Here is a 21,929-nt window from a genome sequence, read left to right as displayed (position 1 = left end):
ATATCGAACAGACTTCCCCAGGTCAGACTCTTACGTGCCATCGCGATACAGAATGCACCACCGGCACCAATACCCGCAGCTTCCGTCGGAGTAAAGATACCCAGGTAGATACCCCCCATCACAACCGTGAATAGAATAAGTACACCCCAGACACCATTGAGTGCTTTGAAACGCTCACTCCAACCCAGCTTTTCACCACAAGGGCCCGCGGAGGGATCACGCCAAACAACGTAACGAACAGCCGCCAGATAGAGCAAAATACCCATAAAGCCCGGAATAAAGCCTGCCGCAAACAGCTCACGGATACTGGTCTCGGTCAACAGACCGTAGATCACCAGAATCACGCTTGGCGGGATCAAAATACCCAGCGTACCACCGGCTGCGATAGACGCAGTTGCCAATGAATCAGCGTAGCCATATTTACGCATCGGAGGCATCGCAACCTTGGCCATGGTTGCAGAGGTTGCAAGGCTGGAACCACAGATAGCCGAGAAACCACCACACGCAACAACCGTTGCCATCGACAATCCACCTTTCTTATGCCCTAAGAAAGCATTGGATGCGCGGTATAGTTCCTGTGATAACCCGGATTTAGTCACCAGGTTACCCATCAGGATAAACAGAGGAATTACGGATAAGCTGTACTCCTGAGCCGTGTCAACGACACGTTTAGCTGCCATCGACAGCGCTCCGTTCCAGCGAAAATCCATTAAATTATCAAAACCAAGGCCTTGCAGATATGCGAAACCGAAGAAGCCAACCAGACCCATCGCAAACGCGATCGGTACACGTACTACGACGATGATCAGCAGCAAAATTGCAAAACCGGTTAATGCAGTAATCATATTAGAACTCCTGTTGAGCTAAGAGCATCAATCGTCTAAGTACGCGATGAAACTAAGAGTTTATAAACACCATAGGTAATCATGGCCCCAGCAGTGACCCAGCTCATAATGGCGATATATTCAACGATATATCCCACCGGCATCTGCAGATACTCCGTCACTTCACCACGACGAATGGAACGTGCCGCTAACTCGTAAATACGTACAGCCAGGAAATACAAAGACGTGGACATCAAAAATGCGGATAGCAGGCCAAGTACCTTGATCACCGTGTTGCCCATCATCTTATCGAGGATATCCACAACAACATGACCGCCACGCCAGGTCACAATAGGCAGCTCTGCAAAGACAAGAATCGCGATCCCCATCTCTGTGAGTTCAGTTGTACCGTCAACCGCGTTGTCCAGGAAATACCGACCGAAAACATCGGCACAGGTCAGTGCCATTAGTAAGAAGAGCGTGACCGCTGCAATCAGTTCGAGCAGAAATGCGATCCAGGCAACCGGACCCTGCTCTTCGTAGTGAGATTGAATCCAGGTAGTTAATGCCATAAAAGCCTCCTGTTTTCTTAAGCTGGCTGGTTAGCCTGCTTGTCGATTCGAAAGCCAAAGGTAATTACTCACCGATGACTTTCTGTTATCTGGGATAACAATGAAATTTATTTGTTATAGCTGGCCGCAATCTGACGCAGTTCCATCAATGCTCTCTTCGCATCAACGCCACGACTCTCAACAGATTTCAGATATGTATCGTCCATACCCTGGGTCAACGTGATAAATTCATGTGAAAGTGCATCACCCTCTTTCACCTGTATAACGTTCACGCCAGCCTCTTGTGCTGCTTTTAAGCCTTCCACATCGCCTGCATCCCAAGCTCTACCGGCCATGGCAGACAGCTTTTCACCAGACACGCTCAGGATCGCATCACGATCTTTAGCATCCAGATCTGCCAGGAAATCCGGGTTCATGAAAATTGCAAAGCTGCCAAGGTACATGCCACCTGGAAGTGCAATCACATGTTTCGCAACCTCTTTAAGGCGTAGAGACTTCTGATCAATCATCGGAATGAACACGCCATCGATCACCCCTTGCTGCATCATTTCATACACTTTGGGAGCAGGAGCACCAACAGACGTGACTCCCATGCGGTGACCCAGTTCAGCCTGGATACCTCCACCCAAACGGATCTTCTTACCGTCAAGCTCACTCAGGGAAGCCACAGGCTTAGCTGTATGGATCTGGCCCGGACCATGCGTAAACAGGCCGATCAACTCCAGACCATCATGTTCGTTTGCTTGTGCGAAATATTTCTGATGGATTCTCCAGTGGGCTACCGAAGCGGCTTCAGCGCTGGCTCCCAGAAGTGGCTGTTCGACTGCCTGCGTCAATTTGAAACGACCAGGTACATAACCATGGAAGCTGAACGCAGCATCCACGACACCATCTTCAACCAGTTCGAACATAGTTTTGGGGTGGCCCAAACCATATTCCACAACAACTTTGACTCGACCCTCTGTTGCTTCTTCAACCCACTTGGACCAGGTTGGCCATACAACAGTATTTTGCGGGTGTGTTGGTGGCAACCAACTACCTACTCGGAGTGTAGTTTCGGCAACGGCCTGACCAGCCATTACCATAAATAGCCCAATGGCGAGCAATCTGTTTAAGCTCATTTTTGTTTCCTTCATACAACCGACACAAAAGATTAATATATTAAGTATTAATCGAGAACGCTTCTCCGGAGCGCACCTTAATACCTACCTTTGTTAACGGTTTCGGCCTTCTGTCTAACCTGCAAGGTGATCTCAACAGGTAATTTCAAGCCGCACTTCTCTGGTAGCTCTTACTTGAGAGCCGTAATAGTTGTTTTCCAGAGAGTGCGGGTGTTACGAGAATCGGGATGAATGATATCTATGTATCATTTCTCATCTTGGCAATTTTCTCGTGGATATTATTTTTTCTGTAGTTGCGCTCAGGGTGCAGCTCGATCATCTCAAAACCGATGCTCATATAGCGACGATCGAAGACTGGCTGCAGCGCTTCGGTAAAAGTCTCAAACACTTTATCTGAAGCAGCTTTGAGAACCTCGGGTTCACGTCCGGCCCCGACTTTTGCAGTCAGGTGCACAAAACTATTTTCAGGATCGCCTTCGCCTACTCTGAAATGTTCACAACGGATTGCGCGCGTACGGATGCCGCCTATCGGAAATACACCGGTAGCAATCGCTGTTTCATTCAGTTTTTCAAACAGCGCGGGGATATCAAGATCATCATCGAGATTCGCAGAGTATTCCATTATGAAATGAGGCATGCGATGTCTCCTTCTATCTGATAGATAAGTCGAGAGTAAAAAGCCGTGGTTTGGCCGAATTCGATCAAACCACGGAATGCACTATCGAACAATAGACTCGTTCAGCAGCCGCCTGTATCACCACAGACAGCCAGCTTAAAATTAGCGACCCAGTACAGGTACGCGGTGAGTATCGTGCGCGATACACACGTTTTTAGTTTCCATGTAGAAGTCGAAGCTCCAGTCACCACCATCACGACCGATACCCGACATCTTCACGCCACCAAATGGGGAAGGCAGGTTACGGTTGTTTTCAGAGTTAACCCACAACATGCCCGCTTCCACTTTGTCAGCCATACGCATTGCGCGGCCCGTATTAGAAGTCCAGATGTAGCCAGCCAGACCGTAGATAGTCTCGTTAGCCAGTTTCACTGCTTCCTCTTCAGTTTCAAACTCAATCGCCGTCAGAACAGGACCAAAGATCTCTTCCTGAGCGATACGCATGCTGTTTTTCGCTTCAACAAACAGGGTTGGAGTTACGAAGTTACCTGGGCCCATCTCGTCACGTAGAGACTTACCACCGACTGCTACTGTCGCACCATCCTGCTTAGCGATTTCGAAGTAGCTGGTAACTTTGTCGTAGTGACCTGTGTGAACCAGCGGACCAACCTCTGTTGCTGGATCCAGCGGGTGACCCACCTTGATGTTAGCAACGCGCTCTTTCAGTGCTGCCAGGAACTTATCCTTGATACCGCTCTGAACCAACAAACGACTGGAGCTTGTGCAGCGCTGACCGTTCAGGCTGTAGATCATGAATACAACCGCATCCAGCGCACGATCAAAGTCGGCATCATCGAATACGATGACCGGGTTTTTACCACCCAGTTCAAGGTGCAGACGTTTCAGCGTTGAAGCAGTCTGAGCCTGGATCAGTTTACCTGTCGCAGAGTCACCTACCAGTGCAACTGCTTTAATTGCAGGATGCTCAGTCAGTGTTTTACCCGCAACAGCGCCGAAACCGTTAACCATGTTCCAAACACCTTTTGGCAGACCTGCAGCTTCTGCACACTCAGCCAGGATAGACGCCGTCAGTGGGCTCAGTTCTGCTGGTTTGTGTACAACTGTACAGCCCGCTGCCAGTGCTGGAGCGATCTTCCAGGTAGACAGCATGAAAGGTGTGTTCCAAGGAGTGATGACTGCAACAGGACCGATTGGGTTACGAACCGTGTAGTTAGTGTGTTCCTGCTGGTGTAGAGACAGACCATTGCGAGCTTCTGGTGCCTGATCCGCGAAGAAGCGGAAATTGGCTGCACCACGAACCGCAGCCTGTCGCATAAAGCGGATTGCCTGGCCACAGTCCATAGACTCAACCATTGCGATCTCTTCAGCGCGTTTTTCCAGCTCGTCACCCAGACGGTGAAGAATTTTACGGCGCTCTGCACCGGGTGTAGCAGCCCACTCAGCCGCTGCAGCTTCAGCAGCTTCACAGGCAGCGTTTACATCAGCTTCTGTAGCTGCAGCCACTTTACCCAGGAAGCTCTGATCAAAAGGCGTTGTGTTATCAAACGTTTCACCCTGACCAAGCGTCCACTCACCATTGATGTAGTGTCCCAGCGTGTTTTCTTTGAAACGTGCCAGGTAACCTTCCGCTTTTGCGATATTCTCTTGCAGCTGTGCGCTCATCTCTCTTCTCCACTCTTCTCACCTGAAATTGCCAGGCTCACTCGCCAATTCAGCAACTTCAGGCTGCAATTTGGTTCAGATAGACCCGACATGATTGAAATGCCGGGTCATTGTTCAACAATTCAAATACTGATTAGTATTTGTCGCCGTAGAATTCCTGCTCGGAAACGATGTAAGTTTCCAAGGCACCTATTTTTTCGATCTCACATACAACCTTGTCACCCGGCTGCATATCTTTCAGACCTTCTGGCGTACCTGTCGCAATCATGTCACCTGGTTTCAGGGTCATAATTTTACTCAGGTATTCAACCAGGAATGGCACATCAAAAATGATATCCTTAGTGGTGCCATCCTGAGTCAACTCGCCATTAACATGTGTTGTTACGCGTAGATCAGAGATATCACCTACATCTTCTTTGTCGATCACATATGGACCGATCGGCAGCAGAGAATCACGGCTCTTAACACGCAGGTTCGGACGGTAGTAGTTTTCAAGGTAGTCACGGATCGCAAAATCGTTACAAACGGTGTAACCCGCTACGTAATCCATTGCATCTTCACGTGAGATGTTCTTACCTTCTTTACCGATTACTGCCACCAGCTCACACTCATAGTGCTGGAATTCGATATTGTCAGGGCGGTAAGCGTTCTGCTTGTGACCTGTCAGGGTGTTCGTGCCTTTCAGGAATACCAGTGGCTCTTTTGGTGGTTCAAACGCCAATTCACGAGCATGGTCTGCATAGTTAAGACCCAGCGCGAAGATCGTGCCTGGGTTTTCCACAGGGCATAACCACTGAACATCCGCTTCATTTATCAGCTGACCATCTGCCTTAGATTTCAGTTGACCGTTTTCTTCTACTGTTACAGCCAGTTCGGAGCCGTTAAAAAGTACGCGTGCGTGTTTCATGTTTTAAGCTCCTCTTATTGACCCAACTGGTTGTTCAAAGACACAACACCAGCAATCTCAGATGTTACTTTGTCGCCTTTGTTAACCGGTGCGCGGTTACCAGGGAAAGCAACAGCAATTACGTCACCAGGCTGTAGGGTCATGATGTAAGAGATCGTACTGATTAGTTCTGCAACACCACGTACCGTGCGAGCAACCGGCATATCATTAACAATTTCGCCGTTTACTTTAGTTACAACAGAAAGGGACTGTGGATCAGCAACATCAGAAGCAGCTGCAACCGCACCACCGATTGGTGCGCTGCCATCCAGGCACTTACCTTTGATGTCTGGACGGTAGTAGCTTTTCTCTGGCAGAGAGAAATCATGAACCAGCGTATAACCACCTACGTAATCAAGTGCTTCTTCCTGGCTTACACGGCAGCACTCTTTACCAAACACAACAGCAAGTGATGCACCAACAACCATGCTGTCGGCATCAGCAGCCCACTCTACTTCAGCACCTTCAGTGCTCCAGGTATTATGCGGTTTGAAATACAGAACCGGCTGAGTTGGTGCACTTTTGTAAGGTGCTTCGTTAAATTCTGCCTGCATCGCTTCGAACTGATCAGCGTCGTTCAGCGCAACACAAACTAACTTACCTTTTACGATTGGATTGTCAGTCATCTTTAAATACCTAGAAATTAGTAACCGCTAGAACCTGCTGAATCAGCTTTGTTCTCGCCGGATTTGAAACTTTCTGCCAACTGTTTTGCTGCGTTACTCAACAGCAACGTATCAACACCGATACCTACAAACTTAGCGCCCTTCTCTACATAGTTGTGCGCTTTAGCCGGGTTTATACACAGAAGGCCTGCTGCTTTGCCTGCATCGTTAATAATCTTCAGGCCACCTTCGATCGCTGCAACGACTTCTGGATGATCGGGATTACCGATATGCCCCATGGATGCAGACAGGTCAGATGGGCCAATAAAGACACCATCAACCCCTTCAACCGCTGCGATCTCTTGCAGATTTTCCATCGCAGTCACAGTCTCGGCCTGAACGATCAGGCAGATCTCGTCATTAGCTTTCTGCAGGTAACCTGGAATACGGTTCCAGTTTGCCGCACGCGCCAGAGAACTGCCCAGACCCCGAACACCCTGAGGTGGATATTTCACAGCCTTAACCAGCTCACGTGCCTGCTCAGCTGTATCGCACATAGGTACAAGCAACGTCTGAGCACCGATATCGAGCAGACGCTTAAGCAGAGCAGTACGTCCCTCTTCTGGACGGACAATCGCTGGCACACCGTAAGGCGCAATTGCCTGCAGGTGGCGCATCGTAGAATCCAGTTCAAAAGGTGCATGTTCGCTATCGATTAACAACCAGTCGAAACCAGATCCCGCAACGATCTCAGCACAAGTAGCATCTGGAAGGCCCAGCCACAAACCCCAAAGAGGTTTATCGCCTTTGAGCGCTTGCTTAAATTTGTTTACCGGAAGATCCATTCTGAAACGCTCCAGTGTGATTAAACGAACTTCACAGAGATACCGCCCAGAGGGCCGTAATCCGCGTGAATCGTATCGCCTGCTTTAACTGGAACCGGACGTGTGAAAGAACCCGCCAGAATAACCTGGCCCGGCTCCAGCGCAACACCGTGTGGTGCAAAACGCTTACATACCCAGCAGATACCGTTTGCCGGATGGCCTAATACACCTGCAGCCACACCCGTCTCTTCAATCTGACCGTTGAGGTACAACAGAGAACCCGCCCAACGAAGATCGATATCCATCGGTTTAATCGGACGCCCGCCCAGGATAATGCCTGCATTCGCAGCATTATCAGAGATCGTATCCAGAACCTTACGTGTATAGCCCGTTTCAGGATCCGTACGGTGGCAGCGCGCAGCAATCAGCTCGATGGCTGGAACAACGTAATCTGTAGCATTGAGAACATCAAAAATAGTTACGTTCTCACCTTCCAGACGATCTTTCAGTACAAATGCCAACTCAACCTCGATACGCGGATCAAGGAAGTCAGACGCTTTAATTTCAGCACCATCATCGAAGAACATATCATCCAGCAGAACACCGTAATCTGGCTGATCGATGTTCACAGCCATCTGCATCGCACGTGATGTCAGACCTATTTTATACCCTCTAACAGACGCACCTTCTGCGATCTTGCGATCAACCCAGGCTTTCTGGATTTTATAAGAATCATCCATCGTCATATCTGGGTATTCCAACGTTAATGCTGGAATCTGCTGACGTTCATTCTCAGCCTTGTACAGACGATCGGCTGCATTTTTAATCTGTTCCGGAGTTAACATAAACATCCTCGTTTTTAACCTGATGCAAAGGTGGATCACACCTGATGCCTGAAGCAATTCATTTACCTATGCACAAAACATAAGTAACATGTTAACTACAATATACTTAATATATTAATGAAATTCCAGCTTAAATTTTGTTTCATTGATATCCTTAAGTCTGACCATCGACTTCCAGGCTGATAATGACGACCAACCCCCTAACAAACAAAGTGCTAACTTATTGGCCTGGAAGTAAAATTTCTGGACCGATCCTGTTCCTGATGTGGGCCCTCGCACTGACAGATTACTTCATAGCAAGCGATCTTCTCTCTGCTGCAACCTTGCTAGGCTGGTTATTTGTCGCTATCGAGTTACCACGACTTAAAGCGAAGCAACGGCCTTTAATTCTGATCTTAGCGATTTCCGGCTTTGCCTGTTCAGTTCTGGCATGGAGCTTTGGCTCCCCTGCGACACTGATCGAACTGCTGGATGAACATATGAAACTAGCAATGCTCCTAACAGCAATCAGTTTCATCAGCCTTGCGATCAAACCCCAGGCTAGCCAGACCTCAAAAGGCCTTAAAAGCTTCCTCAGTACACTACTGGGAATGCACTTTTTCTCCTCTGTGGCTAACTTCTCCGCTATTCCCGTTGTCGGTGACCAGCTTCAACGCAACAGTCAAATAGATCGTCTGTCACAAAGTATTCTTGCACGCGGCTTCAGCCTTTCTGTTCTATGGTCTCCCTTCTTAAGCATCACCCCCCTGGTACTTGAACAGGTACCCGGCGCATACGTTAAGAACATCTACCCTTTTGCAATCCCTCTGGCCACACTTGGTATCCTATGTACGATTCTAGAAGCTCGCTTCAGGTACCAGAGCCGGTTTGAGAACTATCAGGGCTACCCTATGAAGCTAGCGACCCTGCATCTTCCTCTGGCGCTGATCAGCAGTGTTTTATGCCTGAACTGGATATTTCCTGAGACCTCAACAGTCATTCTTGTCTCGATCGTTGCAGTCATCATCCCTCTAATGATCGTAACGGGTAAACAGGGGTTCAAATCGGGTGGGCAGGTACTGCATAAACATATCTTCGAGCGATTGAGTGAAAGCAGAACAGAGCTTTCACTATTTCTCAGCGCTGGACTTCTCGCTGCTGGCGTTAAAGCCTGCATTGGCGTCGGCTTGATTGGCCTACCCTTTACCGAAACCAACGCCACCGTTGCCTCAATCTGCCTCGTTGCAATCGTGATCATTGCCTCTTTGGGTATCAACCAACTCGCGGTGGTTGCGATTTTTGCAGGTCTTCTCGCTGATGTAACCACAACCCCAACGATCATGGCCGTTGCTTATATTTATGCGACAGCTCTCTCCATGTCCACCAGCGTTTTCAGTGGCACCAATATGATTCTCAGAGCCCGTTACCACTGTCGGACCAGAGAGATTCTCAGAAATCAGCTGCCCTTTACGTTATGCATGCTTCTTATTGGCATCACGACTCTTTTTGTAATGGAAACATTAGGCGCAAAATAATTCACAGTTGATCCAATGTGGTTAATCGCTTAATTTAGCCTGCGGATAACAACCGGAAGTAAACAGGCCACACACTATATAATTAACATATTAAGTACGAGGTACAGGATGATTAAGGTTTACGGTAGCGTTTATTCACGCGCGAGCATGGTGCTTTGCGTATTGGAAACACTGGGCCTGGAATATGAGTACATCCCACATCTACCGAAAGGTAAAGAGATCAAACAGGATGAGTACCTAGCCCTGAACCCCAATGGGAAAGTACCCACACTGATTGATGGTGATCTGGTTCTTTGGGAAACACAGGCGATTCTTTTCTACCTCGTCGATAAATATGGTTCAGGAGAACTTTGGGGTGATACTCCAGAATCTCGAGCTGATATCTACCGTTGGTCCCTGTTTGTCAGCAACCAGCTGGAAACCTTTGCTCTGGACCTGTTTATTCAAAACAAATTTGTACCGGAAGATCTTCGCGATGAAGCGATCATTCTCAGAGCACAGGCTGAGATGGATAAACATGTTCCTGTTCTGGATAAGCATCTGGAAGGGCGTGAGTTTGTATCGGGAGATGCACGCACCGTTGCGGACATCCATGGAGCTACCATTCTTTCATGGGCCAAGCTGGTCGGTTATGACTTCAAACGCTTCCCGAATGTCGATGCTTGGATCAAACGCCAGTTAAAATCTGAAGCTCAACAGAAAGTGAATTTGAAGGCGTAAGACTTAAAAGAGCTATTGTGAGCCACACCTCCAATAGCTCTTCACCTACATCTCGGTAATGGCCATTCTCAAACCCACTCTTCTCTATAACCCTTCAGCCACCATCTAACTTATCAGGTATACACCACTATTTTGAATTGTCCTGTATCTGCAGCGCTTAATGATTTAGATGATCAGACAAAACCCTACCAGAATTTTAAGCCCCACAATTCCGAAATCATAGAAATTGAGAGGAAGGACTAATTCTGACGAGCTGTAACAAAGTCAAATAACTGATCCTTAGGTAACGGCTTACTGAAATAGTAGCCCTGGCCATAATCACACCCCAGATCTATCAGCATCTGGCACTGCTCCTCAGTCTCGACCCCTTCCGCTATGGTCTCCAAACCTAAGTTTTGTGCCATCTGAATGATCGTTTTTACCAAAATATAATCATCACTCTGAGCATTCATATCTTTTACGAAGGACTGGTCTATCTTGAGAAAATCGAAAGGGTAATGTTTCAGATAACTTAGAGAGGAGAAGCCGGTACCAAAATCATCCAATGCCAGACAGAAGCCCTGCTCTTTCAGTTTCTGCAGGTGAGTCAAAGCCTGATCAGGTAGTTCCAGCATCAAACTTTCTGTGATCTCGATGCAGATATGCTCAGCATGCAATCCCAGTCGTTCCAGCACCCTTCCTGCTGAATTATCTTCATTATCACCAAAGTTAAACTCTCTAGGGGATCGATTAACCGTCACACCGATTGGGCGCTCTAACCGTTCGTTTAGCTCTGTAATTGTCTCAGCAGCCTTACCTAAAATCTGTTCACCAATCTGTTTAATCAACCCCGTCGATTCAGCAATCGGGATGAACTCCATCGGAGAAACCTGACCCAGCGATTCATCATACCAACGGGCCAAAGCCTCAAAGTGATGCACCTTCATATCACTTAAACTGACCACCGGTTGAAAATGCGGTTCAATAACTTTTTCGGCTACGGCTTTATAAAGGCTGTTCTCAATACTGTCGTTTCGACGGGCGAGATTTTCATGTTCCAAGCTGTAGAAACAGTAGCGTCCGCGATTATGCTCTTTTGCATGCCGCAAAGCTCTGTAAGCGTTTTTCATGAGCGAATTAAGCCCTTGAGCATCATCCCCCAGAATACTGACCCCCGCAGAACAACTCGCTGTAATATCCCCTGAGCCGGTTGCGACGGTTGCCTGAATCAGATGGAGCGTCTGCTTAAGCTTCTCTTCAAGTTCTTTGAAGGTGGCATAACCCAACAGAATTGCAAAGTCGTCGCCCCCAAGACGGGAGAGGATATCGTTATCACTGCTGTACTCCTTAAGACGGTTACCCACTGCTTTGACAAGACGGTCACCCATCACATAACCGTAGGAGGAGTTCACCAGCGTCAGATTATCAATATTCAATCTGACCAGCGCGAAATTGTCACTGCTGCGTCGAGCTGTTGAGATCACTTTGCTGGCATGATCATGAAACTCGAAGCTGTTACTCAATCCCGTCAGATAATCCTGAGTCGCCTGTTGATACAGCTGCTCCTGAAGCGCCAACTCCGAACTTATATCCTTACAACTTGAGATATGGTGAGTCGTTTTTCCTGTATCATCTTTGACCAGACTGATTGAACTCCAGACCGGATAGGTCGAACCATCTTTTCGCCGATTCCATAACTCACCCTGCCAGTGATTTGAATCCAACAGCTGCTGCCACATCTCCTGATAAAAGGTGCCGGTTTGTAACCCGGAGCTAAGGATACTGGGATTGTTTCCGATCAGCTCTGCTTTTGGGTAACCACACATCTGTTCAAATGCACTGTTAACATCCAGGATACAATTATTGTCATCCGAGATAAGCATCCCTTCGTTCGTATGTTGAAACACACGCTTAGCCAGCTCTAGCTGTTCGTTAGTCTCTTTCAACTGTGTGATCTGGGCCTGAAGTTTCTGCACCAACTGAGCCCGCTCCAGCTCCGCTCCTGCCCTCAGCGCAAAAAGGTCAAAGATACTTAGAATTGTCTCACGGGCATGATCCCGTTGTTTGAACAGCGCCACCAACAATCCGATAGGCTTTCCTTGAGAATCTTTCAGGCTGCGTCCGACATACCCTTCAAGGTCTAATTCAGTCAACATCCTGTCTTTAGGAAAGAGCGTCGCAATATCACGCGGATAACAACAGATACCATCCGAGAAAACAGCTTCGCAAGGCGTCCCCTCAAGATCATATGATAACTTATCCCCCACACCTCCCTGATGCCACAGAGCAACGGTATCTGCCCGTTGATGGGCAAGATCGATCTCAGCAGCCAACACATAGTCCGCATCCAAAAGCACAGCCAAAGAGGAAACAAGCGTTTCGAAATAGTTCTGCCCGTTACACTCATTGACCTCTTTTAAAGCACGGTCAATCGATCTATCGAGTTCTAAGCTCATACAATTCTCTTGGACTTGCGCGTCCCACATTCCAGTAAAGTGTAGCAAACTCAATAATAATCGGGGAATAACCCCTTATAAATCAGACAGTTTGCGTCCCTACTTCTACCCTATAAAGGCGTAAGCGGGCATCAACAAGTTAGTTACCTATGAAGGGGAATTGAGTAAGAAAATGGTGTGAACCCACCCAGCAGAGAACGTAACCACTAAATACCGATAGTGTGGTCAATTCATATAAAGCCAACTCAAGCCCGACTTCGACAGAAAGATCCGTTTTCTGAGCTTTAAAATGGATTATATGCAGTTTACCGACCAATTTCCCTACCACCTATTAGGTTTTTGAATATTAATTCAAGGAAATTGATCTCTATCATAAGTTCACGGTGCTACCTATCATTTATATACTCGGCATTGTTCAGGTAAGCTTGTCAACGAGCTGCAATTTCAGGGAGCGATTGAATGTACATTTCAAAGAACCGATTACAGCAAGCGGTCGGTAAGAAGATCCTTTCCCAAGAACAAGCTGACACTCTTTATCACTTTCTTGAAACCGATCCCTCCAACGGCGCACGTTTTGATTTTACCCACCTGCTCTATTATCTGGGTGGTCTGATCGCAATCGGGGCTATGACTCTGTTTATGAACCTTGGCTGGGAATCTTTTGGTGGGATCGGTATCCTGTGTATCTCCCTTATTTATGCGGGTGCAGGAATTAAGCTGGCCAATATTTTTGCAAAAAAAGGGTATTCGGTCCCTGCTGGCATTACTGCCACTTTCGTTATCTGCCTGACCCCCTTAGCAATCTACGGTTTACAACAGGCTTTGGGGGTCTGGCCTGATGATTCGGCCTATCGAGAGTATCACCGTTATATAAAATGGCACTGGCTCTATATGGAGCTTGGTACACTGACAGCTGGATGCATCCTTGCCCGGCACTATAGATATCCCTTCATGATGATGCCGATCGCCGTTACACTCTGGTACCTTTCCATGGATATCACCGCAATGATCTCTGGCGGCGACTTTGACTGGGAACTTCGAAAGCTGGTCTCTCTCTATTCCGGTTTGCTGATGATCGCATTAGCATTCTGGATCGATATTCGGGGACGTCACAGCGTTGATTACGCTTTCTGGATCTATCTATTTGGTGCAATTGCCTTCTGGGGTGGGCTGACCCTGCAAAATTCAGATAACGAGCTGTCTAAATTCCTCTATCTCTGTATCAATCTGGTGATGATCGGAACAGGGGTTCTGCTTGTAAGGCGCATCTTCGTAATACTGGGAGCCTTCGGTGGTTGTGGATATCTCGGTCACCTGGCTGCCAATGTATTTAAAGATAGCTGGATGTTTCCAATTACACTGACTGTACTTGGACTCTTCATTGTATATCTCGGCATACTATGGCAGAAACATGAAGATATGATCACAGAGAAAAGTCGTCAAATTTTGCCCCTGCGCTTACAGGAACTACTTGCAAACAAACGCTAGGATGAGGGTATGCATTTTCTTTTTGAGATGTGGTCATTAGCTATAGAGGGAGAGGAGAAAGGCATCTGGTTTTTCTGCGCTCTCTATACGTTTATTGTTTGTAGTTACTCGCTTTTCTTCCAGATAAGAACACGCTTCTGGCCCTATTCTTATGGGGTATTAGCGCACACCTCTGTCAAAAAGTTCGGAGGACCTGAATGGGTCCGCTCTGAGCAGAACTACACAGCAGATGCACTTTATCACTACTGTGTTGATGGGAAGAATTACGAAGGTAAAAGAGTCTCCCCCTGGGTTATGAGTGCAAGCCATAACGCCAGACTCATACTGAAAAAGCAGCTGAACTCGATTGAAACTAATCAGAATGGGGAGGTTAAGGTATTCTACAACCCTAAGAATCCACGCAAGAGCTTCCTGATCATCGCAAATAAGCCAGGTATCGCCATTACCTTTGCCATAAGCCTGATTCCCTTCATCGCTTACACCATCAAATTCTATGGATAGATAATAAAGACTGTTTAGCAGGATCTGGAATCAGTTAGGAATAGCGCGGCTAGTTCTGAAGGTTGAGATCCAACATTCAAATTAATCGCTGAACTGCTGGCTGATCTGCCAAAACTGATCTTTGACACGATCAAACCCTTCCAGGATCCGTGGATCAAACTGCCCCTGGCTCATCTGTAACATAATATGTTCGGTTTCCACTTTGGAAAATGCTTTTTTGTAGGGCCGCTCAGTTACAAGTGCATCATACACGTCAGCAATTGCCATAAGCCTCGCAGAAAGCGGGATCGCCTCGCCCACCAACCCTTTCGGATAGCCCTTTCCATCCCAGCGCTCGTGATGATAATGCGCAATATCTCGAGCACAATGCAGATGACTCGCCGAGTCACTGTCCGTAATCCGGATAGAGATTGCATTGATCGCCTGTTCGATCGCATCACTTCCCAGCTTCGAATGCTGCTGAATAATCTCACGCTCATCAGCGTTTAACCTGCCGGGTTTTAGTAAAATATGATCGGGAACACCAACTTTACCAATATCATGGAGTGGCGCTGATTTATAAATCCTCTGAATCATACTCTCAGTCAACTGCTGCGCAAATGCAGGATGAGTTTTCACCTCTTCAGCCAAGATTCTGACATACTGCTGCGTTCTGAAAATATGCTGTCCTGTCTCATTATCCCGCGTTTCCGCTAACGTCGCCAAACTAAGAATGGCGGCATCTTTCGTAGCCTCTAGCTCTGCCGTGCGCTTATCCACCCTTCTTTCCAATAATCGATTCATCGCGATGAGCTCTTGTTCTGCCAACTCCCGCCCGGAATCCGCCCGCGCCCAAAGCCACAGAATCACAGTACTGAACAGGTAGGCAAGTAAAAGAGGATAAAGATAGGTCAGGTGCTCATTAAGGAAGGAGGCACCCAGCTTATGATTATTATTGATAACAACCAGCTTCCAGGTCCCGAGTCCACCTTGATCCAATCCCTCTGGCGGCGAAAGGGTATGATAATTAATCCGCCCAAGAGAGGTTTCAATGACACCTGATTTTGAGCCTGAAAGCTTTAACCAAAGCGCAGGGTGAAGCTCAGCGATGTTCTCACCCTGCTCCCACATAAAACCCCACTCTTTAGAGCGCTCATCATTAGATAGCCAGAAACCATGCGCATCTAATAACATCCTCTCACCGGGAAGGTTTTTAACCGTGTTCCGAAAGCCCTCTAAAACAGAATTAGCCATATAATTGAGAACAACAACACCGATCACATCTCCGTTTCTTCCCCTGATCGCTTTAGCCAGGCGAATAACCGGTTTATAGGGCAATTCAACCTCACCTTGCTCAACATTCAGGTCCATGCGAGAGATATAAATATCACGTTCAGTCCGCAGAACTGCTTCCTTGAAATAGTAGCGCTGGGATTTATCCTGCAATTCAGAGAGAGGGACTATCTGGGGAACTCCCCCATTAAAATTGACACGTGAGAGTTCCAACCCCTCTGGCGATAATAAGCGGACCTGATCATAGCGCTGATAGGTGGAAACAATGCTGTGGAAAAAACGGTTCAGCTCCGTCCAGTGCTCTGGAGATTGGTGCTGAAGAAACCTACCAACCTGAGCACTCAGCGTGATAAACGCCAGATCATCTTTTGCCGATCGCAATCTCTGAGTGTATTGCGACTGAAACAACCTGGCTGCTGAGTGAATATCATGATCTAAACGCTTTGCGACGACTGTTTCAAGCAAAGAAAAAGCCATATATACAGCAAGCAGGCCCACCACAGTCAAGGGAATCCACAGCTTCCAAAAGCGTTTATTCGCTCCTTGCAATACTTTATGAGCTTTTATTAGGTACTTCATTCGGAGAGGATAACCTACTACAACATCTCTACAGGCCGCCGTATTTTAACAATCATTCAATAAAATAGAGAGCTAAATATCTATTAAAATACCTACAATTTTCAGGGGCAAAAAAAAGGAGGTATCCCTATGGATACCCCCAATATGCACAAAGAGCCTATCGTGTGCAGGTCGAACTGTTTATCTGATGCGGTTTATAAACCACCCATACAGATATATTTGGTTTCCAGGTAGTCTTCCAGACCATATTTAGAACCTTCACGGCCCTGACCGGATTCTTTTACACCACCAAAAGGGATCACTTCGGAGCTGATAGCGGTCTCATTTACCCCCACCATTCCGTATTCGATACCTTCAGATACGCGCCAGATGCGACCCAGGTTTTCGGTAAAGACGTATGATGCCAGACCAAACTCAGTGTCGTTCGCCATCGCGATCGCTTCTTCTTCCGTACTGAACTTAAAGACCGGTGCAACAGGACCGAAGATCTCTTCACCGAAGATGCTCATTTTGTCGTTTACATCAGTCAGGATTGTTGGCTCATAGAAACAGTTGCCCAGCTCAGATGGCTTACCACCGGTAACCACATTAGCACCCTGCTCTACAGCGTTCTGTACGATTGCATCGATATCAGCCAGCGCTTTCTTAGATACTACAGGGCCATGTGTAGCATCATCATCAAAACCGTGACCCAACTTGAACTGTTTAACCGCTTCAGAGAACTTCTCAACGAACTTGTCGTAGATACCTTCCTGCACAAGCAAACGGTTTGCACAGATGCAGGTCTGACCGGAGTTACGGTATTTAGATACCAACGCACCTTTTACCGCCAGATCAAGATCAGCGTCATCAAAGATAATGACTGGAGCATTACCACCCAACTCCATAGAGGTGCGCTTCACCGTATCGGCACACTGCTTCATCAACAATTTGCCGATCGGCGTAGAACCCGTAAAGGTCAGCTTCTTAACTTTTGCATTAGAGGTCATCTCACCACCGACCAGTGATGCAGACTTACTTGGTAAGACATTGAACAGACCTGCAGGAACACCCGCACGCTTCGCCAGTTCAGCCAGAGCCAACGCAGACAATGGTGTTTCAGCCGCAGGCTTCAACAAAATAGAGCAACCCGCCGCAAGTGCAGGCGCTGCCTTACGCGTAATCATCGCATTCGGGAAGTTCCAAGGCGTAATCGCGGCAACAACACCTACGGGTTGTTTGATAACGATGCTACGACGATCACCTGGTGATGGCAGTACATCACCGTAGATACGCTTACCCTCTTCAGCAAACCATTTCAGGTAAGACGCACCGTACATCACTTCGCCTTTTGCTTCGAAAAGTGGCTTACCCTGTTCTACAGTCATGATTGCAGCCAGATCATCTGTATTTTCGATGATCAGATTATGCCAGCGCTCCAGAATCTCAGACCGCTTTGCGGGCGCTAGTTTTTTCCACTCTTTCATCGCGGCTTCAGCCAGATCGATAGTACGAGCGGTTTCCTCTGCACCTACGCTTGCCACCTCTGCGATCACTTCGCCAGTTGCAGGGTTAGAAACCGGGAACGTCTCGCCAGCATCACCATTAACCCATTCACCATTAATAAACGCTTGTGTCTGCAACAGACTGGAATCATTTAACTGTAATTTCATAGCCTTCTCTTCTCACAAGGTAGGTCGTTTCAACTTCGACATTATGTTGCTAGCCTACCTGATTTCAAGTTAGTTAACAAGTTAAGTACTTTTTTGAATCATTGCTTTTTTACAGATCACACCTGATTTATTGCAGATCTAAAAGCCAGATGACCATGTTAATCGTGAAGAACGCCACCACCGTTGCCGGTAGCAGCACGGCGGAACACAAACCGCCATAGTTATAACGCATGCCAATCACCGCGAAGATACTAAACATCGGCATGGATGCCAGAATAATTGCCACATGCTGGAACAGAGGAGGCATCGGCGGCATCAGAATGATCATGCAGAACACGGCAAGTGGATGAATGATCATTTTTCCAAATACGATAGCCCCCAGATCCACCATCATCCCTTTTGGCTTCAACCCTACCAGCATGCCGCCAATCGCAAACAGCGCCAGGCCACCGACTGTCACAGAGAGCATATCGATCACTTTATTAATAAAACCCGGTGGATGTAGATCCATCGCTGTGGTGATCAACCCGATACCGATTGAAGCAATAATCGGATTTTTAAGCAGCTGCGGCAGTGATTTCATGAGTGCAGTTAAGAAACTACCACTCTTATGCTGACCGGTATCAGCTAAGGCAAGTGCCAGCGGCAGAATAAACAGATTCTCGATGATCAGTGTGAGCGCAAAAGGTACCAGCGCAGCATCACCAAACAACTGCATGATGATTGGGAAACCCACCATCAAACTGTTCGAAATACTCCCCCCCAAACCGAACAGGGCACACTCTGTCAGAGGTTTGCCACGAAGTTTGGCGAGCGTAAACAGAATTGCAAAAGAGATTAGCGATCCGGCACCAAAGATGAGTAGATAATCATAGTGAAGAATATCCTGAAATGAGCGCGAGTTGAGCGCTTTGAACATCGCAGCAGGCAGTCCTACGTTGACGACAAACCAAGCCAAAGTACGCACATTCTCTTTCGCCAGGAAGCCAAATCGAACCGCACAGAACCCAAGCAGAATAAGGATAAAGGTTGGGCTGGTCAGTGACAGAATATAAGTAAAGTCTTGCATAGATCTACGTTTGTCCTGAATAGATGCGGAGCAGTTTGAGCAAAAGGAATGGCATTAAATTAGTTAATATATTAACAATATTATTAGTTTTAGATTTTACTCGCAACAAAAATCTGGCAAAAAAAAACCCGCGTTAACGCGGGTTTTTTATATTGTTACACTCTTAAACCATCGTTGGATCGGGTTCCATACCCATCAGTGAACGGCCCAGAACCTGCTTACAAACGTCATAATCAGTATATGCGTGAGCTGCAGTCATGTTGCAATCGCGCCACAGACGCTGGATCTCGTTATCGTGAATCCAGGTAGAACCACCGGATACTTCAAACAAACGGTTTACAGCTTCACAGCACATCTTAACTGCGTAAGCCTGGTTAGTACGCCAGAATGCCAGCTCTTCATCAGTTGGGTAACGTTTCTGTTCACCAAACGCTTTGTGCTCATCCCATGTTTTTTCCATGAATGCACGAGCAGCTGCAACCTGATGAGTCGACTCAGCCAGACGCATGATTGGCGCAATCTCTTTGCCGGAGGCAGCCAGCGTATATGCACGAGTACGGTTTTTAGTCAGGTTTTTGTAAACCTCAAGCATACGCTCCGCAATACCCAGAGCCATCGCTGCGAAACCACATGCAAAGTATGGACGGTAAGGTGCAAAGAAGATCTTGCTATCTGGATACAGACCAAAACCTGAAGATTGACCTGTCATCATCGCCTTAGCTTTCTCGATGCGATGCTCAGGAATAAAGGTATTTTCTTTAATCTTCAGTGTCTTAGTACCGGAAGGTTTCATACCTGCAGAGTACCAATCATCTTCGATCTCATAATCAGAGCTTGGAACCACACCGAAGCAGTAGTCTTTCTCACCCGTTTCTGGATTAGGACGCAGGAAGCCAAGAATCGCCCACTCTGCATGATCACAACCAGAGCTCCAGCGCATGTCACCATTAAAGATAACACCACCTTCACACTCTTCTGTTTTACCGAATGGCGCGATTGAGCTACTCGCTGTCGCATCCTGGTTTTCACCCCAGAACTCATCCTGAGCCTGCTTCGAGAACATCGCCATCTGATGGCTGTGAGTGATCAGCAGGCTGAACGCCCAGGCAGTACCACCACATGCACCTGCCAACGCAGCAACACAATCAGTTACTTCTGGCAGAGACAGCTCAAGACCGCCGTAAGCTTTAGGCTGCAACGCACGGTGTAATTTAATAGATTTAAGAAGGCGGATATTTTCGTCCGGCACTCGACGCAGTTGCTCTGCTTCTACAGCGTTCGCAGCAATCGTAGGAAGGATTTTTTTCAGTTCATCAAGCATTGGATTTGGTCTTTCCATCTTCATTACCTTCTTCATTTTTGTTTTGGTCCGGCAAAACAGCGTATGAACATCTAAATGTCGTACCTATTCTCACGCTTTGCCGTAGTGATGATTACATTATTGTTCACATATGCACTAATTATAAATGGATATTTCGCAGCCTTTATTGTACTTTTGATAGTTAATAAGTGAACTATTATGCTCAAAAAACAGTCAAAAAAAACACGTAAAAATATATAACCTATTGATAATATTGATATTAACATTCTAGAGCATTTGAGTAATTTTATTGCATTTGCACAAAATACAGAGCAAGCATCTGCATAATTAAATTATTAACTATACTGTTGAAAAGCAGTATTGAGAGACAGGATTGGCGATGAGCAGCAACTCAACCCCTCTGGCACAAAGCACAATTGCCTCAGAAGATATCCCGAATATCGATATCGGACATGCCTATGATCAGCACTATATTGATGCAGAGATTCATTATGAGCATCTCGAAAAGCTGGCTGACTTCTTTGGTAGAAATATGCCTGTACATCACCATGACCGATTCTATCAGATCCATGTCATTCTTAACGGCACCGTGCGGGTTCATCTGGATGAAACCAGCTATAGCGTTGAAGGACCGATGTTCTTTCTAACACCGCCGACGGTACCTCACTCTTTCGTTACAGATAATAAGGCCAAAGGGCATGTGATCACCGCACGCCAACAGCTCGTGTGGGAGTTGATGGGGGGCATGATTCCGACCGGCTGGGGCAGCAACAGCTTTATTAATAGCCCTCTTTGTGTTGCTTTGGAACCTGAGCATGACCAGACTGCTGCACGCATGCTACATCTACTTAGCCTGATGGCCGGGGAGAATGACCACACTGTCATGGAACAAACCGTGGCATTGAGAGCACTGCTTCAGTTAGTCCTAATCGACATCTCACGACTCTCGGATCAGAGCCAACCACAGCAAAAGACCCGCAAAGAGGATGTACGCATCTTCCATAAATTTAATGAACTGATTGAGAACCACTACAAAGAACACCTGACACTGAGCCAGTATTCAGAGATGATCAGTGTGACTGAAGCCCGACTCAATGAGATCTGCCGCCGTTTAGCTGGCCTACCCTCAAAACGTCTGATCATGGATAGATTGATGCAGGAGGCACGACGTCTTCTCACCTTCTCCTCCTCGCCCATTACAGAGATCAGCTATCAATTAGGCTTTAAAGATCCAGCATATTTCGCCAGATTTTTTCGCAGAAATGCAGGCGTTACTGCTGGACAATACAGAGACAAGAAAAAATAACCTTAAATATCAAAAAGTTAATAATATTTAAATAAA

The 21,929-nt window shown here is 47.0% G+C and carries 19 protein-coding genes; 5 read left to right on the top strand and 14 right to left on the bottom strand.

What is annotated here, in order from left to right; genetic code table 11:
• The 9 genes from Q0882_RS15095 to hpaH all read right to left on the bottom strand — a co-directional run.
• Positions 1-845 (bottom strand): TRAP transporter large permease (locus Q0882_RS15095; protein ID WP_299183333.1); only part of this gene is annotated, 845 nt, incomplete at its 3' end.
• 35 nt (positions 846-880) lie between these two features.
• Positions 881-1,396: a TRAP transporter small permease gene (locus Q0882_RS15090; RefSeq protein WP_299183331.1), complete on the bottom strand. Its 516-nt coding sequence runs from the start codon at positions 1,394-1,396 to the stop codon at positions 881-883.
• A 107-nt stretch (positions 1,397-1,503) separates the two neighbouring features.
• Positions 1,504-2,517 carry a TRAP transporter substrate-binding protein gene (locus tag Q0882_RS15085; RefSeq protein WP_299183328.1) on the bottom strand — a complete coding sequence of 338 codons (1,014 nt, stop codon included), beginning with the start codon at positions 2,515-2,517 and terminating at the stop codon, positions 1,504-1,506.
• Between the two features lie 238 nt (positions 2,518-2,755).
• The gene (locus Q0882_RS15080) at positions 2,756-3,154 is read right to left on the bottom strand and encodes a 5-carboxymethyl-2-hydroxymuconate Delta-isomerase (RefSeq protein WP_299183326.1); all 399 of its coding nucleotides are present in this window, start codon (positions 3,152-3,154) and stop codon (positions 2,756-2,758) included.
• A gap of 141 nt (positions 3,155-3,295) precedes the next feature.
• Positions 3,296-4,816, bottom strand: a complete 1,521-nt coding sequence (gene hpaE / locus Q0882_RS15075; protein ID WP_299183323.1) for a 5-carboxymethyl-2-hydroxymuconate semialdehyde dehydrogenase — start codon at positions 4,814-4,816, stop codon at positions 3,296-3,298.
• Between the two features lie 133 nt (positions 4,817-4,949).
• Entirely contained in the window at positions 4,950-5,723 is a 774-nt protein-coding gene (locus Q0882_RS15070; protein WP_299183320.1) for a fumarylacetoacetate hydrolase family protein, read from the bottom strand.
• A gap of 14 nt (positions 5,724-5,737) precedes the next feature.
• On the bottom strand, positions 5,738-6,388 hold the full coding sequence (locus Q0882_RS15065) for a fumarylacetoacetate hydrolase family protein (RefSeq protein WP_299183318.1): 651 nt from the start codon (positions 6,386-6,388) through the stop codon (positions 5,738-5,740).
• Positions 6,389-6,405: 17 nt separating this feature from the next.
• Positions 6,406-7,212: a 4-hydroxy-2-oxoheptanedioate aldolase gene (gene hpaI, locus Q0882_RS15060; protein WP_299183315.1), complete on the bottom strand. Its 807-nt coding sequence runs from the start codon at positions 7,210-7,212 to the stop codon at positions 6,406-6,408.
• A 20-nt stretch (positions 7,213-7,232) separates the two neighbouring features.
• Positions 7,233-8,036, bottom strand: coding sequence for a 2-oxo-hept-4-ene-1,7-dioate hydratase (hpaH, locus tag Q0882_RS15055; protein ID WP_299183335.1), 804 nt, complete (start codon positions 8,034-8,036; stop codon positions 7,233-7,235).
• Between the two features lie 185 nt (positions 8,037-8,221).
• Here hpaH and Q0882_RS15050 point away from each other — a divergent pair, with 185 nt between their 5' ends.
• The gene (locus Q0882_RS15050; protein ID WP_299183313.1) at positions 8,222-9,550 is read left to right on the top strand and encodes a hypothetical protein; all 1,329 of its coding nucleotides are present in this window, start codon (positions 8,222-8,224) and stop codon (positions 9,548-9,550) included.
• Positions 9,551-9,658: 108 nt separating this feature from the next.
• Positions 9,659-10,270, top strand: coding sequence for a glutathione S-transferase family protein (locus tag Q0882_RS15045; protein WP_299183311.1), 612 nt, complete (start codon positions 9,659-9,661; stop codon positions 10,268-10,270).
• A gap of 239 nt (positions 10,271-10,509) precedes the next feature.
• On the opposite strand, the gene Q0882_RS15040 is transcribed toward Q0882_RS15045, so the two are convergent.
• Positions 10,510-12,705 (bottom strand): GGDEF domain-containing phosphodiesterase, encoded by a 2,196-nt coding sequence (locus tag Q0882_RS15040; RefSeq protein WP_299183309.1) that lies wholly within the window; start codon positions 12,703-12,705, stop codon positions 10,510-10,512.
• A 459-nt stretch (positions 12,706-13,164) separates the two neighbouring features.
• Between Q0882_RS15040 and Q0882_RS15035 the strand changes: the two genes are divergently transcribed.
• Together Q0882_RS15035 and Q0882_RS15030 are read left to right on the top strand one after the other, a co-directional pair.
• Positions 13,165-14,193 carry a DUF2157 domain-containing protein gene (locus tag Q0882_RS15035; protein ID WP_299183307.1) on the top strand — a complete coding sequence of 343 codons (1,029 nt, stop codon included), beginning with the start codon at positions 13,165-13,167 and terminating at the stop codon, positions 14,191-14,193.
• Between the two features lie 9 nt (positions 14,194-14,202).
• A complete protein-coding gene (locus Q0882_RS15030; RefSeq protein ID WP_299183304.1) occupies positions 14,203-14,694 on the top strand; it encodes a hypothetical protein in 492 nt (163 codons plus the stop codon).
• Between the two features lie 81 nt (positions 14,695-14,775).
• Here Q0882_RS15030 and Q0882_RS15025 read toward each other — a convergent pair whose 3' ends face one another.
• From Q0882_RS15025 to Q0882_RS15010, 4 genes are all read right to left on the bottom strand, one after another.
• Positions 14,776-16,545, bottom strand: a complete 1,770-nt coding sequence (locus Q0882_RS15025) for an HD domain-containing phosphohydrolase (protein ID WP_299183302.1) — start codon at positions 16,543-16,545, stop codon at positions 14,776-14,778.
• A gap of 194 nt (positions 16,546-16,739) precedes the next feature.
• Positions 16,740-18,197, bottom strand: coding sequence for an NAD-dependent succinate-semialdehyde dehydrogenase (locus Q0882_RS15020; protein WP_299183298.1), 1,458 nt, complete (start codon positions 18,195-18,197; stop codon positions 16,740-16,742).
• A 127-nt stretch (positions 18,198-18,324) separates the two neighbouring features.
• Entirely contained in the window at positions 18,325-19,266 is a 942-nt protein-coding gene (locus Q0882_RS15015) for an AEC family transporter (RefSeq protein WP_299183296.1), read from the bottom strand.
• 163 nt (positions 19,267-19,429) lie between these two features.
• Positions 19,430-20,605, bottom strand: coding sequence for a p-hydroxyphenylacetate 3-hydroxylase oxygenase component (locus Q0882_RS15010; protein WP_299183293.1), 1,176 nt, complete (start codon positions 20,603-20,605; stop codon positions 19,430-19,432).
• A gap of 361 nt (positions 20,606-20,966) precedes the next feature.
• On the opposite strand from Q0882_RS15010, the gene hpaA reads away from it, so the two are divergent.
• On the top strand, positions 20,967-21,893 hold the full coding sequence (gene hpaA / locus Q0882_RS15005; RefSeq protein WP_299183290.1) for a 4-hydroxyphenylacetate catabolism regulatory protein HpaA: 927 nt from the start codon (positions 20,967-20,969) through the stop codon (positions 21,891-21,893).
• Positions 21,894-21,929 lie beyond the last annotated feature (36 nt).

The sequence above is a fragment of the uncultured Neptuniibacter sp. genome (assembly GCF_947498015.1).
GTDB lineage: Bacteria > Pseudomonadota > Gammaproteobacteria > Pseudomonadales > Balneatricaceae > Neptuniibacter.
Note: the sequence above shows the minus strand (reverse complement) of the source record. Positions and strands in the feature narration are given on the sequence as shown.